This is a genomic window from Brachybacterium saurashtrense, assembly GCF_003355475.1.
Lineage (GTDB): Bacteria > Actinomycetota > Actinomycetes > Actinomycetales > Dermabacteraceae > Brachybacterium > Brachybacterium saurashtrense.
Genome location: NZ_CP031356.1, coordinates 3,333,197 through 3,348,083 on the forward strand (window position 1 = coordinate 3,333,197; position 14,887 = coordinate 3,348,083).

Here is a 14,887-nt window from a genome sequence, read left to right on the forward strand (position 1 = left end):
TTCGTGTGCGCCCGCGGAAGCGCTCCGGCGGTGCCCCGCTCCGGCGTGTCCGTCAGCGGGCCCGGGTGGTGCCGCGGGGGACGAAGGCGGGGCTGAGGAGGCGGGCGTGCGCGGGGGTCTCGTGCGTGCTCAGCCGCTCGAGCGCCATCGCGACCGAGGTCTGGCCGATCGCCGGGATCGGGATGTCCACGGAGGAGACCTCCCACGGGCCGTTCATCGCGACGTCGGCGGGGGAGACGGCGACCACCTGGAGGTCGTCGGGGCAGTGCACTCCCTGGGCGAGGAGCGTCCGGCCGAGCAGGGCGAGCGCCGGCTCGTGGTGGACGAACAGACCGTCGAACTCGCGCTGCTCCACCAGATGGTCGCGCACGAAGGAGGTGACGGCCTCCGGCTCCGGGGGCAGCTCGACCACGTGGGACTCCATGCCCAGTTCGGCGCACGCCATCGCGTAGCCGAGTCGGCTGCGTCGCGCGTAGGTGGGCACCGGGCCGTCCGGGCCGGCCGACGGCGGCTTGAGCATCGCCACGCGCGAGGCACCGCGCGCATGGAGTTCGCGCACGGCGAGCATCGCGCCGGCGAGGAAGTCGAAGTCGACGCAGGCGAGCCCCCCGGCGTCCTGAGGATTCCCGATCAGCACGACGGGGCTGTGCAGTCGCGCCAGCGAGGGGATGCGCGCATCGCCCTCGACGACGTCCATCACGATCAGGGCGTCCACCTTGCCCTCCTCGGCCACGCGGAGGGTGCGCGCGTGGTCCTCGGCGGTCACCAGCAGCACGTCGTAGTCCTGCTCGTGGGCGGCGCCGAGGATCGAGCCGACGAACTCCATCACCACGTGATCGTCGACGTCCGGCCGCTGGGGCACCGCGAGGCCGAGCAGCGAGGTGCGCTGCAGGGCCAGGGCCCGGGCGCTGGCACGGGGATGGAAGTCGAGCCGATCGATCGCCGCCTGGACCCTCTCCCGGGTGGCGTCGGAGATCGGGCGCTTCCCGCTCAGCGCGTAGCTGACGGTGCTCAGCGAGACGCCCGCCTCCCTGGCGATGTCGGTCATCGTGGCCATCGAGCCCTCCCTCTGCCGCCTGCCGCGGCACCGCTCATCCCCTCCCGGAATGCGTCGCGGGAGGGGATTTCGACAGTCTTTCACAGAAGCGCTTCGATGGGGAGGCGCGACGAGATGCTCGGGAGCTGAACGGCAGACCTCGACCGATCCCGGGGAGGGGCTCGGAATCACCTGTCGCCGAGCACGCGCAACCGCACCGTCAGCGGCGCCGAACTCGAGGCAGGGATCAGCAGCACGTCGCCCTCTGGTTCGTCGGTCGCCCCGAGGAAGGTGTATCCCTCCCCCGGGTCGTAGAAGGCGCGGCCGCCGAGAGCCCCGCTGGCGGTGATCTCCACGCGTTCGGAGGCTCCCTCGAGCACGCATCGTGCTCGACTCGTGTCCTGACCGCTCTCGGAAGGTTCGAGGACGTGGCGTCCCTGCGCGTCACGTCGCAATGCTGGAGCGTTCCGCACACCGTCCAGCGCCAGCAGCAGGCACTGCGGCGCGGCAGCGCCGTCGAATGTCCACGTCAGCTCGAGTTCGCCGGGCCGCGACGTCGCCTGAAGGCTCGTGTCGAGTCGGACGGCGTCGGCCGGGCGACGGGAGAAGTCCATGGCAGCGGCGAAGCGGCCGTTGAACTCGAGCGCGTAGCGACCGTCCGCATCGCGCTCGGGACGGGGGAGAGGATGGAAGTACTCCCCCTGGACCCGCTCTTCGAGGAGGTAGCGATGCTCGCCGGAACGAGGCCCGGGCACCTCCACCGGTGGGCCCGGTCGCATGGGCCCGAGGGAGAAGAAGTCACGGGAGAGTCGGAGTTCCCGAATGCCGACCTCGCGTCCGCGGAAGCGCGCGAGCACGGGGCGGGACGAGGAACCGGAGGTGATCCGCCCCAGCGCGGCGGTGTCCGTGCCGCCGAAGAGCACGGTGGACGTGCTGCCGTGATCGATGGTGACCAGCCCGGACTCGTCCAGGCTGACGACCTCGGGGCTCGTCGGCGTGGGGTCGGGCGCGGGCGCGTCCGACGGGGTGGCGGCCTCCGGCTCCTCCGCCGTGTGCGCGAGGAACGTGAGCAGTGCGTCGGCATCGGCGCGTGCTGCCGTGCGGTGAGCCGCCCGTGCGGTGAGAGGGTCGCCGGTCCGTGCGGCGTGAGCACGGAACCAGGGGTGGAGCGCGCCCCCGTCGAACGGCGCGAACTGGTCCTGGCGACGCGAGGCGAGGGTCTCCACGAAGCCGCGGGCATCCGTCAGCTCCGCCTGGCGCCGAGTCGCGATGTCCGCGTCACGGATCAGCTCCGGCCTCTCGAGGATCCGACCCATCGTGAGGAGCGACGGCACGGACACGTGCGCGGCGTAGTTCGCGCTGCGCTCCGAGAAGAGACCGTCGCGCTGGAGGTCCACGCCCTCGCCGAGCCACTGCTCGGCGCGGTCGAGGCACGATCTGTCGCCGTGCACCTCCCACAGCCGGCACAGCGCGGACGAGATCTCCCACCGATGGTTGGGCGTGTGGACGCCGCCGTGGCGCAGTGCGGGAGTGACAGCGTCGAGCAGGTGGTCGAGGTCATCGATGACGGTGCTCGGCAGCGACTCCCGCACGGAGGCATCGGTGTGCGAGAGCGTCGTGCGCGTCCAGGCGAGGTCGTTCACCGTGAAGGCGGTGTCCGGCGGGGAGTCCACGTTGTCGCCCCCGCTGAACGTGCCGGAAGGGAGGAGGAGAGTGCGCAGACGTGTGAGTGCTGAGCTCGCCGCCTCATGGAGACCCGCGGCGTCGACCTCGTGCACCGGGCTGCCGGGGAGCAGGAAGAGCGTCGCGTCGCGGAGGACACGACCCAGCGCGCGGTGGGTGGGGTGAGCGAGGGCGGCGTGCGCTCTCTCCGGCAGCGCTCGAGCGCTCTGCGCGACACGTGCCTGCTCGTCGACGGACAGCGCTGAGGCACGGAGGCCACCACGCGAGTCAGAGGTGGGAGTGGTCAACGGGGCGTCCTTCCCTGGGCGGATCAGTCCTTGAGCCCGGAGCTGATGTCGGAGTTCATGATCTGACGGCGGAACACCAGGAACAGCAGCACCATCGGGATCAGCGAGATCACCGAGGCGCCCAGCAGGACCGACCAGTCGATGTTCTCGGCGCCGACGATCGAGCGCAGCGCGATCTGGAGGGTGTACTTGTCCTGATCGTTCAGCACCAGCAGCGGCCAGATGTAGTCGTTCCATCTCCACTGGAACGAGAAGATCGCCAGCACCGCGATGATCGGCCGAGCGATCGGGAGCATCAGCGTGAAGAAGATCCGGAACTCTCCGGCACCGTCGATCCGAGCTGCCTGAAGGAGCTCGTCGGGAACCGTCAGGAAGAACTGCCGGAACATGAAGATGCCGGTCGCCGTGATGATCGAGGGGATGATGATGCCCGCGAGCGAGTTGTACAGACCGAGCCCCAGGATCACGGCGAACGTCGACGGCATGATCACCTCTGTGGGGAGCATCGTGGTCGCGAGGATCATGAGGAAGAAGGCCTGGACCCAGCGGTTGCGGTACTTCGCGAGGGCGAAGCCCGTGCATGCGCTCACGAACACCGTGAAGACCGTGGTCACCACGGCGACGAAGGCGGTGTTGAGGAAATAGGTCTGGAAGTCGAACCGCGACCAGGCGGTGCGGTAGCCGTCCAGCGTCCAGTCCTGCGGGAAGAGGCGGAGCGGCCAGGTGAAGAGCTCGCTGCCCGGCTTGAAGGAGCTCAGGAGGAACCAGGCGACGGGGATCAGGAACAGCGCTGCGAGAGCCCACAGCAGGGCCGTCGGTGCGATCCAGCGCGTGGACGGCGCCGTGCGCGTGGTGGGGGTCATTCGAGATCACTCCTGTCGAAGCGCTTCTGGATCAGGGCGATGGCCAGAAGGATCACCATCAGCACCATCGAGGCGGCGCTCGCATATCCGATCTTCGACTGCTCGAAACCGGTCTTGTAGATGTACTGGACGATGAGGACGTTCGAAGTCCCCGGTCCGCCGCCGTTGAGCGCCTGGATCATCGCGAACTCCTTCATGGCACCGATCGTCCCCAGCAGGATCACCATGAAAGAGGTGGGGCGGAGCAGCGGCCAGGTGATGCGGACGAATCGCGTGACGGGTCCCGCGCCGTCCAGGGATGCCGCTTCCAGGTACGACGAGGGGACATTCCGCATCGCCGCCATGAACAGCAGCATCGAGAAGGCGGTCCCTCCCCAGGAACCGGCGAGGATCACCACGAGGAGTGCGAGGTTCGGATCCGCCGCCCAGTGCAGAGGGTTCAGCCCTGCGGAGGAGAGCAGGTAGTTCACCAGGCCGAAGTTCTCCCCGAACAGCCAGCGGAAGATCACGCCCGTGACGATCGGCGAGACGAGCCAGGGGAAGAAGAAGATCACCTGTGCGACCGTGGTGCCCTTGGCGTGCCGCGAGACGAGGAGCGCGCTCACGAACAGGGAGAGGAAGTACCCGAAGGGCACCGCGACCGCGGTGTACAGGAAGGTGCGGAGCAGGCTCGTGTAGAAATCGGAGTCGGCCAGCAGAGCGCTGTAGTTCTCGATCCCGACGAACTCCGCATCGCCGTAGCCGCGGTAGTCCGTGAAGGAGTACAGGACCCCGAGGGCGGCAGGGCCGACGAAGAAGAGGCAGAAGAGCACGAACGCCGGCAGGAGGAAGACGGCGGCGACGAGGCCGCGTCGTCTCCGCTCGCGAACGGCATTGGGCCGCCTGGCCCCGTCGCCGGCCCGGACAGGGCCGGCGACAGGGGAGGCGTCGGTGGGCGAGGTGAGCGTGGGCATCGGCTCAGGCAAGGCTCTCGTTGAGCTGTGCGAGGGCGTTCTCGACGACCTCCTCGGCAGAGATGTCACCCGAGATCGCCTTGACCGTCTCGTCCCGCAGCGGGTCTCCGCTGAGCGGCGCCGCGGTGCCCGAGACCTGGAGGGCGAGGTCGCGCTCCTTGATCTGCCCGACGAACGCCGGCGACCCGGCGATCGCCGCGTTGTAGAGGTCGAAGTCCTCCTGGCGTGCGTCGTAGGAGACCTCGACGCCTTCGGTGGCCGGCAGGAAGCCCGCGATGCGGGAGATCTCCGCGTAGTTCTCCGGGGAGTAGAGCCACCTCACGAAGTCCAGCGCCTGCTCCTCCTGGCCCGTGCCCTCGAAGACGACGATCTGGGCAGCGGCGCCGAAGTTCGTGGCCTGATCGGGCTGAGCGGGCATGGGCACGCTGATCCATTCGAAGTCGGCGATGTTCTCGACGAAGTCCGCGATCTGCCACGAGCCCGAGTAGTAGGCGGCGATCTGTCCCGTCTTGAACATCGCGTTGGGATCCTCCTCCGTGAGCCAGACGGAGCGAGGCATGACCTCGTCGTCGTTCATCGCGATGAAGCGTTCGAGGGCGCCGGCGGTGCCGTCGTTCGCAACGTACTCGGAGAGGTCATCCGTGAGCGCCAGGCCCTCGGAGCCGTTCTGGTAGAGGAAACTGCTCAGGCGGTGCGAACTGCGATCCATCGTGAGGGAGAACCGGATGCCGGTCGCCTCACGAACGGTGCGTGCGGACTCGAGGAACTCATCCCATGTCCACACATTGTCGTCGAACGACGTGGGGTACTCGACGCCGGCTTCGTCCCACAGGTCCTTGTTGAGGAACATGCCCACGGCGGTGAGGTCGCTCGGAAGCGCGGGGATCTTTCCGTCCTCGTCCGCTGCGTACATTCCCTCGATAGGCTTCACCTCGGCCGCGATGTCGGCGAGATCCACGGTGCGATCCAGCCAGACAGGGTCCACCGAGGGCATGCGGCCGATGGCGGGAAGGTCGTTCGCCTGCGCGGCATTGCGCACCTTGGTCTGCAGGTCGTCGTAGGGAACGTCGACGATCTCGACCACGACCCCTGTCTCCTCCTGGTACTTCTCTGCCATGGTGGCGTATCCGCCGCCCTGGTTCGCATCGCCGGAGAGGATGAACTGGAGCGGGGCGTCCGTCGAGCCGGAGGAATTCCCTCCGCAGGCGGCGACTGTCGGGACGGCCGCGGTGGCGAGGCCGGCGGCAAGCAGGGTGCGACGATTCAATGCGGGCATGGGGCTCTCCTCGGTGGACTGCGCTTCATTGACGCGGCCATCGCTCCCTCGCCGAATGGCGGTGACGGGGAGCGGGGCATGTCCACACATAGTCCGCTCGATGCAGAGAGATTGTCAAGCGCTTTCCGGTCACAGTCTCAACGTTGCAGGTGTCGAGGGTGGCTCCGAGGTCCGGATGCGGGGCGTCGCGGTCCGGCGGTGAGGCGTCGCGATCCGGCGGTGAGGCTTCGCGATCCGGACCCGTGGCCGTGGCCGCCCCGAGCGGAAGACGGCTGGGCGACCTGGGCCGCAGGCCGCTCTCGGAGCTCTCCGCGCCTGGCGTGAGGGCTCCTGACGCCCCCCACCTCCTCACACCCGCCGCAGGATCGCCTCCGCGAAGGTCTCCACTACCTCGGGCACGAGGTGCAGGTTGAAGGTGGGTTCGAACAGCTCCGCCTCGAGCAGCACCAGGCCGTGGGCGGCGGAGTCGACCATGTCGATGCGGGCGTAGAGCGGGGCGGGCAGTCCGGTGGCGTCGGCGACCGCGTCGAGCACCCGTCGGGCGAACGCGCGCTCCGCCTCGCCCGCCTCCACCAGCTGCGGGTTCTCCTGGTACACGCCGCCGCGCAGGCCGCCGCCGCGGGCCAGCAGCGCGCCCTTGGCGACGGCGTGGGTGACCGCTCCGTCGAGCGTGTACAGCGCCTTCTCCCGCCCGGAGGAGAGCTCCTCGATCTCTGGCTGCAGCATCAGGGTGCCCCGCTCGGCGAGGATCGTGCGGGCCTGGTCCGCGGCGGCGGGGTCGTCGCGACCGAAGAGCCCGGTGAGGCGCGATCCGGCGCCGACGGACGGTTTGACCACCACGTGCGCGTCGGCCGGGAACTCCTCGAGGGCCGCGGTGAACGTCCCCTCCTCGTGGTGGTAGCTGGTGGGCACCACCGCGATGCCTGCGGCCTCGAGTGCGGAGAGGTAGCGCTTGTCCATGTTCCAGCGCACCAGCTCGGGCTCGTTGAGCACCCGGGTGAGGGCGCTCGCGCGGGTGAGCCAGGCGTCGAACTCGGCGGGCCGCTCGGAGTAGTCCCAGGGACTGCGGATCACCACCAGGTCGTACCCGGCCCAGTCCACCGAGGCGTCCCGCCACACCAGCGCCTCGGCGTCGACGCTCCGTGCCCGCAGCGCCGCCACGAGGGGGCGGCTGTCCCGTTCCGGATCCGCGGCGGTGAAGAAGTCGGGGCGCGTGGTGAGGATGCCGATCCGGGTCATGGGTCCGACACTAGCCGGTGAACAGGGCCCTCTCGACGGGGGTCGATGGGGGAGAGGAGGGTTGTGTGTCCGCGCGCCCGCACCGGTGGACGAAACGATGCCACGCGTGCAAGGACGCGCATACCGCTGCCGCCGCCGTGGCTCGCTGCATCCGCCCGGAGCGGCCCGTCGGCCCGCGCCACCCGCCCGGAGCGGCCCGTCGGCCTGCGGCACCCGCCCGGCTCAGCCCCGGGGGCCCACGCCGCTCAGCCGGTACGCCTCCTTCAGGATCTCCAGCGAGGCCATCGCCTGCTGCGGCCCGATCCAGAACGGCTCCGGCTCCGCCAGGCGGGCGTGGAAGTCGCGGATCAGCAGCTCGTGGGAGACGCCCCAGTAGGAGCGGCCGCCGGAGGTGACCGAGCGCTCGCCCAGGGTGTCCACCCGCCCGTCGGCCCAGCGGATCGTGAGCCCGCCGTCGGTGCCGCCGCGCAGCGTGACGTAGGCGTTCTCGCAGTCCAGCTCGATCTCCACCGGCCGGTGCTGCGGAGCGGTGAGCGTGGCGTAGAACGAGGTGGTGATCCCGCCGGGATGGTGGAGCAGCAGCTCGGCGGTGTCCTCCACCTCGATGACGTCGCCGTACTTGCGGGTCGCGACGTGGCCGTCGGTGCGCTCCACCCCGCCCAGCAGCCATTGCACCAGGTCCAGGGTGTGGATCGCCTGGTTGATGAGCAGCCCGCCGCCGGAGCCCGCCCATGTGCCGCGCCAGGGCTTGGCCCGGTAGTACTCCGCCGTGCGGGTCCACACCACCGACGCCCAGGCACCCCGCACCGCCCCCAGCTCCCCGGAGCGCAGCATCTGGTGCAGACGCTGGCTGGCCAGGTTGTAGCGGTTCTGGAAGCAGATGCCCACCTTCGGGCCGTCCGTCGGCGCAGCGGCGAGGGCATCCACCAGGCGCCGGCCCTCCTCCAGGGTGTGGGCGAGCGGCTTCTCCTGCAGCACGTGCACGCCCGCCGCGAGCGCGGTGAGGGAGGGGTCGATGTGGGCATCGTGCGGCGTGGTGACGTGCACGGCGACCGGTCCGACGCCGTCGATCAGCTCCTGGGTGCTCGCGAAGCCCGGCACCCCGGTGGCCTCGACGGCGCGGGCCAGGGCCTGCGGGTCGGTGTCCGCCACGCCCACCAGCTCCAGGCCCTCGATGTCCCGGATCGCCTCGAAGTGGACCACGGAGACGTCCCCGCATCCGATCACGCCGATGCGCACGGTCATCCTCGTCCTCCTCCTCGCGGCCGACGGTCCGGCCCGTCTCGATCCTGCTCACTGTACGGGCGGCTCGGACCCGGCGCTCGTGGATGCCGCCTGATGCCGCGGGTTGCCGGGAAGGGGCCCGTCGCGAAGGGCCCCACCCGCCGAGTGCATCAGCATGCATCGTGATCGCGATCGTATGCGCCATCCGTTTGTCTGACAATCGGTTTATGCGCCCTGACCTGCGAGAGTGACCTGATAGTTACCTTCGGACTGGTAACCCTGCCCCTGCTGTGCGACTATCTATGCGGCTCCCGGTGCGACAGCGCCGCGGTGCGCCCTGCACGGGCGCGGACCGACGGGTGCCGCCCCCTCCCCGGAGCAGGTGCACGGCACCGCCCGGGTCGACGCGGGGCGGCCGGCGTCGCGGGGGTCGAACGCCGGTCGGCCCGACGCAGGGGCGCCACGAGCCCTGTGCGCACTCGCGCGCCTCGCGGAGACCGGATGCACGTGAAGAACGGTTTGTCCGCGACGAAAGGAAGTCCAGTGCCGCCCGCAGGCGAGATCGCACAGCTCGGAATCATCGGAGTGATCCTGCTTCTGCTCCTGTTCTACGGGGGCACGATGTGGATGTCGGTCGCGATCTCCCGCAAGAAGGAGAACGCCGACGACTACATGACCGCCGGCAACAGCATCGGCTTCGGCGTCTCCGCCGCCTCGATGACCGCCACCTGGATCTGGGCCTCCTCCATGTACGCCTCGGTGACCGCGGGCTACACGTACGGCGTCTCCGGCCCCATCCACTACGGCCTCTGGGGTGCGCTGATGATCCTGTTCATCTACCCCTTCGGCAAGCGGATCCGCTCCGTCGCGCCGCGCGCCCACACCCTCGCCGAGGTGATGTACGCCCGGCACGGCCGCTCCTCGCAGCTGATGCTCGCCGGCTCCAACGTGCTCGGCTCCGTCATCTCGCTCACCTCGAACTTCATCGCCGGCGGCGCGATCATCTCGATGCTCTCCCCGCTCAGCTTCGGCGCGGGCATCCTCATCATCGCCGGCGGCGTGCTGATGTACACCCTGTGGTCCGGCTTCCGCGCCTCCGTGCTCACCGACTTCACGCAGGTGATGGCGATGCTGGGCGCCGCGGTGATCATCATCCCCGCGGTGTTCTTCCTCGCCGGCGGCCCCTCGATGTTCACCGAGGGCGTGGCCAGCGGGAACGTCACCCCGCAGCAGGAGACCTTCTTCTCCTCCGACGCGTTCATGAACCAGGGCGCCCCGTACATCGCCGCCGTGCTGGCCTACGCGATCGGCAACCAGACCATCGCCCAGCGCCTGTTCGCCGTGCGCGAGGACCTCATCAAGCCCACCTTCATCACCGCCACCATCGGCTACGGCGCCACCGTGATCGGCGTGGGCATGCTGGGCGTGATGGCGCTGTACCTGGGCGTGCAGCCCACCGGCGGCGACGTCAACAACCTGATGCCGCAGATGGTGGGCACCTACCTGCCCGTGGCCCTGGTGGCGCTGGCCTTCGTGATGATCGTCGGCTCGCTCTCCTCCACCGCGGACTCCGATCTCGCGGCCCTCAGCTCGATCGTGATGACCGACGTGTACGGCCAGTCCGTGGGCCGCAAGAACGTGAACCCCAAGCTCATGCTGCTGATCGGTCGGGTCACGATGATCGTGGCCACCGGGCTCGCCCTCTACTTCGCCACCGCGAAGTTCAACATCCTGGACCTGCTGGTGTTCGTGGGCGCCCTGTGGGGCTGCCTGGTGTTCCCGGTGATCGCCTCCTTCTACTGGAAGAAGGTCACCAACCTCGCCTTCAGCGTCTCCGTGGTCGCGGCGCTGGCGATCTTCCTGCCGGTGCGGTTCCAGTGGATCCCGCTCACCGGCGGCTGGGCGCTCCTGGTGGAGCTGCTCGCCGTGGTCGGCGTGGGCGTGGTGCTCGGGATCATGGCCTTCGGCTTCTTCGGCCTGCGCCCGGCGATCATCGTCGGCGTGGTCGCGGCGCTGGCGGCCCTGCCCTTCGGCCTCTTCGCGCTGCGCGACTACGAGACCCTCTCCGGCTCCCTCGTCGCCTACGCCGTCTCCTTCCTGGTCTGCTACCTGATGAGCGTCCGCTCGACCCAGGACTTCGACTTCTCCGTGATCAAGAAGGTCACCGGCGACTTCGACGAGGAGACCCCCGCCGCCGAACCCACCACCGGGGATGACGACGACCGTGATCGCGTCGTCGCCGGCTCCGACCGCTGAGAACCCCGATTCCCCCACCTGCAAGAGGAGGACCCCCATGCTCACCGTCTACGTGCTCATGTGGCCGCTGATCGTGCTCGGCGTGCTGATCGCCATCGCCGGCGGCTTCGCCAAGGACGTCAAGAAGGCCCGCGACGAGGGCCGCCCCGTCATCTGACGGCACCCGGCCGGGCGGCAGCTCGAGCCACCGGCCGGCCGTGCCGCCCCTCGGCGCCGGGCCGGCCGGGGCGCCACCTCGCGGGCCGGGCCGGCCGGGGCGCCGCCTCGCGGGTCGGGCCGGCGAAGAAATGTCACGGGACGATCGATGCGCGTGCTCGCATCGATCGTCCCGTGACATTTCTCTGTGCGGGAGGGGGAGGGGCCGCCCGCTGGGCGCCGGCAGCCGGGCCGCCCGCTAGGCCCCGGCAGCCGCGCCACCCCGCCGACCGTGCCGCGCTCCGGAGGCGATGCGCCCTCAGGGCACGATCCACCCTGCGGCGCGGAACAGCTCGTACCACTCGGCGCGGGTGAGCGGCACCTCGGAGCCCGCGGCGGAGTCCGCGACCCGCTGCGGGGTGGTGGTGCCGAGCACTACCTGCATCTGCGCCGGGTGCCGGGTGATCCACGCGGTCGCGATCGCCTCGGGCGCCACCTGGTACTTCGCCGCGAGGCGGTCGATCGCGGCGTTGAGCTCGGCGTGCTCGGGATGTCCGAGGAACACCCCGTCGAAGAAGCCGGCCTGGAACGGGGACCAGGCCTGCACGGTGATGTCGTGCAGGCGGCAGTAGTCGAGGATCCCGCCGCCGTCGCGCACCAGCGACTGGTCCGTGCCCTGCATGTTCGCGGCGATGCCCTGGGCGATGATCGTGGAGTGGGTGATCGACAGCTGCAGCTGGTTGGCCACGATCGGCTGCTGGACGTGCTTGCGCAGCAGGTCGATCTGGCGCGGGGTGTGGTTGGAGACGCCGAAGTGGCGCACCTTGCCCGCGGCGTGCAGCGCGTCGAAGGCCCGCGCCACCTCCTCGGGCTCCACCAGCGCGTCGGGCCGGTGCAGCAGCAGGATGTCGATGCGGTCGGTGCCCAGCGCTCGCAGCGAGCCCTCGACGGACTCGATCAGGTGCTCGTACGAGTAGTCGAAGTACGGGCCGTCGGTGACGATGCCGGCCTTCGTCTGGATCGTCACCTGGTCGCGCTCGGAGGGGCTGAGCTGCAGCGCCTGGGCGAAGCGCTCCTCGCAGCGGTGCAGCTGCCCGCCGTAGATGTCGGCATGGTCGAGGAAGTCGATCCCGGCCTCGCGCGCGGTGCGCACCAAGGTGCGGATCTCCTCGTCGGACTTCTCCGCGATGCGCATCAGGCCGAGCACCACGTTCGGTGCGGCGATGTCGGTGTGCGGCATGGTGAACTGCTTCATGGGGGCCTCGGCTCCGTCGGGGGCGGTCTCCCCGAGAGCGTACGCCGGCCGTGGACCGCCCGTGACGGACGCGCCGGGTGTGCCTACAGTGGAGCGGGTGACCGCTTCCCCGCCCCGCACCCCCGCCGGGGCGTCCCCTGCCGAGCCCCGTCGTGCCGGTGCGCGCCTCACCCTGACCATCGCGTCGCTGGCGATGATCGGCCCGTTCTCCATCGACACCGTCTTCCCCGCGTTCACCCGGATCGGGGCGGAGTTCGCGGCCGACGAGGTGGCGCTGCAGCAGCTGATCTCCGCCTATCTCGCCGCCTTCGCGGTGATGTCCGTGTTCCACGGGCCGCTCTCGGACGCGCTGGGCCGCAAGAAGGTGATGATCGGCGGCCTGGTGATCTACCTGATCGGGATGTTCGGCTGCGTGATCGCGCCGAGCCTGGGATCGCTGGTGCTGCTGCGGGTGCTGCAGGGAATGAGCGCCGGGGCGGCCACGATCGTCTCCCGCGTGGTGATCCGGGACCTGTTCGACGGCGCCGAGGCGCAGCGGCTGATGGCCCGGGTGATGATGATCTTCGCCCTCGCCCCGGCGATCGCCCCGCTGGTGGGCGGCTGGCTGCTCCTGCTGGGGGACTGGCGCTGGGTGTTCGCGGGCGTGGGCCTGTACGGGCTGGCGGTGCTGGCGCTCACCACCGCGCTGCCGGAGACGCTGCCGCCCGCGGACCGCACCCCGCTGCGGCTCCGCTCCCTGCTGGGCTCCCTGGTGCACGTGGGGCGCTCGCCGGTGATGCTGCGGGTCGCGGCCGCGACGGCGTTCGGCTTCGGCTCCCAGTTCCTGTTCATCGCCTCCGCCTCGATCATCGTGGTGCGCCTGCTGGGGCTGGGCGAGCAGGACTTCTGGGTGCTGTTCGCCCCGCTGATCGCCGGTCTCATGGGCGGCTCCTGGATGGTGGGGCGCGCGGCCGAGCGGATGCCGCGCAGCCGGTTGATCACGTTCGGCTTCGTGGGCACGATCGCCTCCACCGCGGTGAACCTGCTGCTGGTCTCCTTCCTCGACGGCGAGCCCGGCGAGCTCGCCCCGGTGCTGCTGCTGGCCGTGACCGGCCCGGCGCTGATCTCCTTCACCGTCTCGCTGTTCTTCGCGCCGATCCAGCTCGAGGCGATGGACCTGTTCCCGCACCAGCGCGGGGCCGCGGCCTCGCTGGGCACCTTCTTCGCCCTGGTGCTCAACGCCCTCCTCGCCGGCGCGATCGCCCCGCTGGTGAGCGACACGCTGGTGACCCTCGGCCTCACCGCCCTCGCCTTCGCGCTGCTGGGCACCGCCTTCTGGACCTGGCACATGCTCACCCGGCCTGCCCGGCTGCGGGGCTGAGCTCAGCTGTCCGAGGGCGAGAGCTCCCGCTGCAGGAACAGGGTGGCCGCGCCGAGGGCGCCCACGCCGTCGCCGAGCCGTGAGGACTCCAGACCCGGCGCGGTCCCGTCCGGGGCGGGGACGGCCGCGCGCCGCTGCACCTCGGGGAGCACGAGCGGGGAGAGCACGTCCCAGGAGGGGCCGCCGATCACCAGGCGATGCGGGTCGTGCAGATCGATCAGCGTGCGCAGCGCCTCGCCGAGCGCGGCGCCGTAGTCACCGACCAGTTCTGCCGCCACGGGATCGCCGGCGGTGGCGGAGGCGACCAGATGGGCGAGGCGCTCCGACGAGGCTCGCCCGGCTCCGCCGAGGGGGAGCCCGCGCGCCTCTGCGGCGGAGAGCATCGTCTCCACGTCGGTGTAGACGCTCAGGCACCCGTCGCGCCCGCAGCCGCAGCGCCGCCCGGTGAGTCCCGTCGGCAGGTGCCCGATCTCCCCGGCCTGCGCCGCCGCCCCGTGGTGGGGACGGCCGCGGATGCTCAGCGCGGAGCCCACGCCGGCCCCCAGGTACACGTACTGCACGGATTCCTCGGCCGGCCCTGCCACCGACCAGGTCTCCGCGGTCAGCGCCGCGTTGGTGTCCTTGTCGAGCACCACCGGCAGCCCGGTCTCGTGCTCCAGCAGGGCGGTCACGGGCACGTGTCGCCAGCCGGGCAGCCACGGCGGGGTCAGCACGATGCCGGCCGCGACGTCCACGCCGCCGGGGCTGGCCACGCCGATGCCGAGCATCGCCTCTGCGGCGCACCGGCCGTCGGGGGTGCGCCAGCCCTCCCTCTGCAGGTCCTCCTGCATCGCGCTCAGCTCGCGGGCGATGCGGGCGATGTCTCCCGGCGGGTCGTCGGTGGGCGGGGCGAGGGAGCGCTGGGCGACGGCCTCTGCGAGCAGGTCCACGATCACCAGCGAGATCCCGGCCGGGTCCAGGTGCACGCCGGCGGCGAGGAGCGCGGTGGGCACGATCCGCAGCACCGTGCGGGGCTTGCCCCGACTGCCCGAGAGGGTGCCGTCGGTCTCGATCAGGCCCCGCTCGCGCAGCCGCCGCGTGATCAGCGAGACGGCCTGCCGGGAGAGGCCGGTGCGGTGGACCACCTCGGACTGCGAGGTGCCGTCGGGGGAGAGGCGCACGGCGGAGAGCACCGTCAGCTCGTTGCGCCGTCCGAGGTCGAGCATCGTCCTGCCCTGCATCCGCGCACCTCCCGGTATGTCCGGTTCTCCGCCCCGGCCTCGAGGCCGGGCTCCGAGTATCTCCCGGGGAGCCCCTTCCATTTTGTCCATCGGTGTGAGT

Annotated in this window: 12 protein-coding genes; 3 read left to right on the forward strand and 9 right to left on the reverse strand. The window is 70.6% G+C overall.

The features are described 5' to 3' along the window. Window positions 1-52 precede the first annotated feature (52 nt). The 7 genes from DWV08_RS14985 to DWV08_RS15020 form a co-directional block, all read right to left on the reverse strand. Window positions 53-1,057, reverse strand: a complete 1,005-nt coding sequence (locus DWV08_RS14985; RefSeq protein ID WP_115414532.1) for a LacI family DNA-binding transcriptional regulator — start codon at window positions 1,055-1,057, stop codon at window positions 53-55. A 167-nt stretch (window positions 1,058-1,224) separates the two neighbouring features. After that, complete coding sequence (locus DWV08_RS14990) at window positions 1,225-2,709, reverse strand: hypothetical protein (RefSeq protein WP_115414533.1); 1,485 nt, start codon at window positions 2,707-2,709, stop codon at window positions 1,225-1,227. Between the two features lie 320 nt (window positions 2,710-3,029). Next, window positions 3,030-3,869, reverse strand: coding sequence for a carbohydrate ABC transporter permease (locus DWV08_RS15000; protein WP_115414535.1), 840 nt, complete (start codon window positions 3,867-3,869; stop codon window positions 3,030-3,032). Further along, complete coding sequence (locus DWV08_RS15005; RefSeq protein ID WP_115414536.1) at window positions 3,866-4,822, reverse strand: carbohydrate ABC transporter permease; 957 nt, start codon at window positions 4,820-4,822, stop codon at window positions 3,866-3,868. Before DWV08_RS15005 ends, DWV08_RS15000 begins: the two co-directional genes overlap by 4 nt. Window positions 4,823-4,826: 4 nt before the next feature. Beyond that, entirely contained in the window at window positions 4,827-6,098 is a 1,272-nt protein-coding gene (locus tag DWV08_RS15010; protein ID WP_162801590.1) for an ABC transporter substrate-binding protein, read from the reverse strand. 348 nt (window positions 6,099-6,446) lie between these two features. Next, window positions 6,447-7,337 carry an ATP-grasp domain-containing protein gene (locus DWV08_RS15015; RefSeq protein ID WP_115414538.1) on the reverse strand — a complete coding sequence of 297 codons (891 nt, stop codon included), beginning with the start codon at window positions 7,335-7,337 and terminating at the stop codon, window positions 6,447-6,449. A 222-nt stretch (window positions 7,338-7,559) separates the two neighbouring features. After that, window positions 7,560-8,582 (reverse strand): Gfo/Idh/MocA family protein, encoded by a 1,023-nt coding sequence (locus tag DWV08_RS15020; protein ID WP_115414539.1) that lies wholly within the window; start codon window positions 8,580-8,582, stop codon window positions 7,560-7,562. A 480-nt stretch (window positions 8,583-9,062) separates the two neighbouring features. On the opposite strand from DWV08_RS15020, the gene DWV08_RS15025 reads away from it, so the two are divergent. After that, a complete protein-coding gene (locus DWV08_RS15025; RefSeq protein ID WP_115414540.1) occupies window positions 9,063-10,817 on the forward strand; it encodes a sodium:solute symporter family protein in 1,755 nt (584 codons plus the stop codon). Between the two features lie 37 nt (window positions 10,818-10,854). Beyond that, window positions 10,855-10,974 (forward strand): putative transporter small subunit, encoded by a 120-nt coding sequence (locus DWV08_RS16960; RefSeq protein ID WP_211315066.1) that lies wholly within the window; start codon window positions 10,855-10,857, stop codon window positions 10,972-10,974. A gap of 297 nt (window positions 10,975-11,271) precedes the next feature. Here DWV08_RS16960 and DWV08_RS15030 read toward each other — a convergent pair whose 3' ends face one another. After that, complete coding sequence (locus tag DWV08_RS15030; RefSeq protein ID WP_115414541.1) at window positions 11,272-12,207, reverse strand: aldo/keto reductase; 936 nt, start codon at window positions 12,205-12,207, stop codon at window positions 11,272-11,274. A 97-nt stretch (window positions 12,208-12,304) separates the two neighbouring features. Between DWV08_RS15030 and DWV08_RS15035 the strand changes: the two genes are divergently transcribed. Further along, complete coding sequence (locus DWV08_RS15035; protein WP_241237333.1) at window positions 12,305-13,567, forward strand: MFS transporter; 1,263 nt, start codon at window positions 12,305-12,307, stop codon at window positions 13,565-13,567. A gap of 2 nt (window positions 13,568-13,569) precedes the next feature. Here DWV08_RS15035 and DWV08_RS15040 read toward each other — a convergent pair whose 3' ends face one another. After that, a complete protein-coding gene (locus DWV08_RS15040; protein ID WP_115414543.1) occupies window positions 13,570-14,787 on the reverse strand; it encodes an ROK family transcriptional regulator in 1,218 nt (405 codons plus the stop codon). Between the last annotated feature and the right edge of the window lie 100 nt (window positions 14,788-14,887).

What these genes read in the sequence shown, in the direction of transcription:
- DWV08_RS14985 (WP_115414532.1), bottom strand. Translation starts at nt 1,057, where the DNA reads ATGGCCACGATGACCGACATCGCCAGGGAGGCGGGCGTCTCGCTGAGC.
- DWV08_RS15000 (WP_115414535.1), bottom strand. Translation starts at nt 3,869, where the DNA reads ATGACCCCCACCACGCGCACGGCGCCGTCCACGCGCTGGATCGCACCG.
- DWV08_RS15005 (WP_115414536.1), bottom strand. Translation starts at nt 4,822, where the DNA reads ATGCCCACGCTCACCTCGCCCACCGACGCCTCCCCTGTCGCCGGCCCT.
- DWV08_RS15010 (WP_162801590.1), bottom strand. Translation starts at nt 6,098, where the DNA reads ATGCCCGCATTGAATCGTCGCACCCTGCTTGCCGCCGGCCTCGCCACC.
- DWV08_RS15015 (WP_115414538.1), bottom strand. Translation starts at nt 7,337, where the DNA reads ATGACCCGGATCGGCATCCTCACCACGCGCCCCGACTTCTTCACCGCC.
- DWV08_RS15020 (WP_115414539.1), bottom strand. Translation starts at nt 8,582, where the DNA reads ATGACCGTGCGCATCGGCGTGATCGGATGCGGGGACGTCTCCGTGGTC.
- DWV08_RS15025 (WP_115414540.1), top strand. Translation starts at nt 9,063, where the DNA reads ATGCACGTGAAGAACGGTTTGTCCGCGACGAAAGGAAGTCCAGTGCCG.
- DWV08_RS16960 (WP_211315066.1), top strand. Translation starts at nt 10,855, where the DNA reads ATGCTCACCGTCTACGTGCTCATGTGGCCGCTGATCGTGCTCGGCGTG.
- DWV08_RS15030 (WP_115414541.1), bottom strand. Translation starts at nt 12,207, where the DNA reads ATGAAGCAGTTCACCATGCCGCACACCGACATCGCCGCACCGAACGTG.
- DWV08_RS15040 (WP_115414543.1), bottom strand. Translation starts at nt 14,787, where the DNA reads ATGCAGGGCAGGACGATGCTCGACCTCGGACGGCGCAACGAGCTGACG.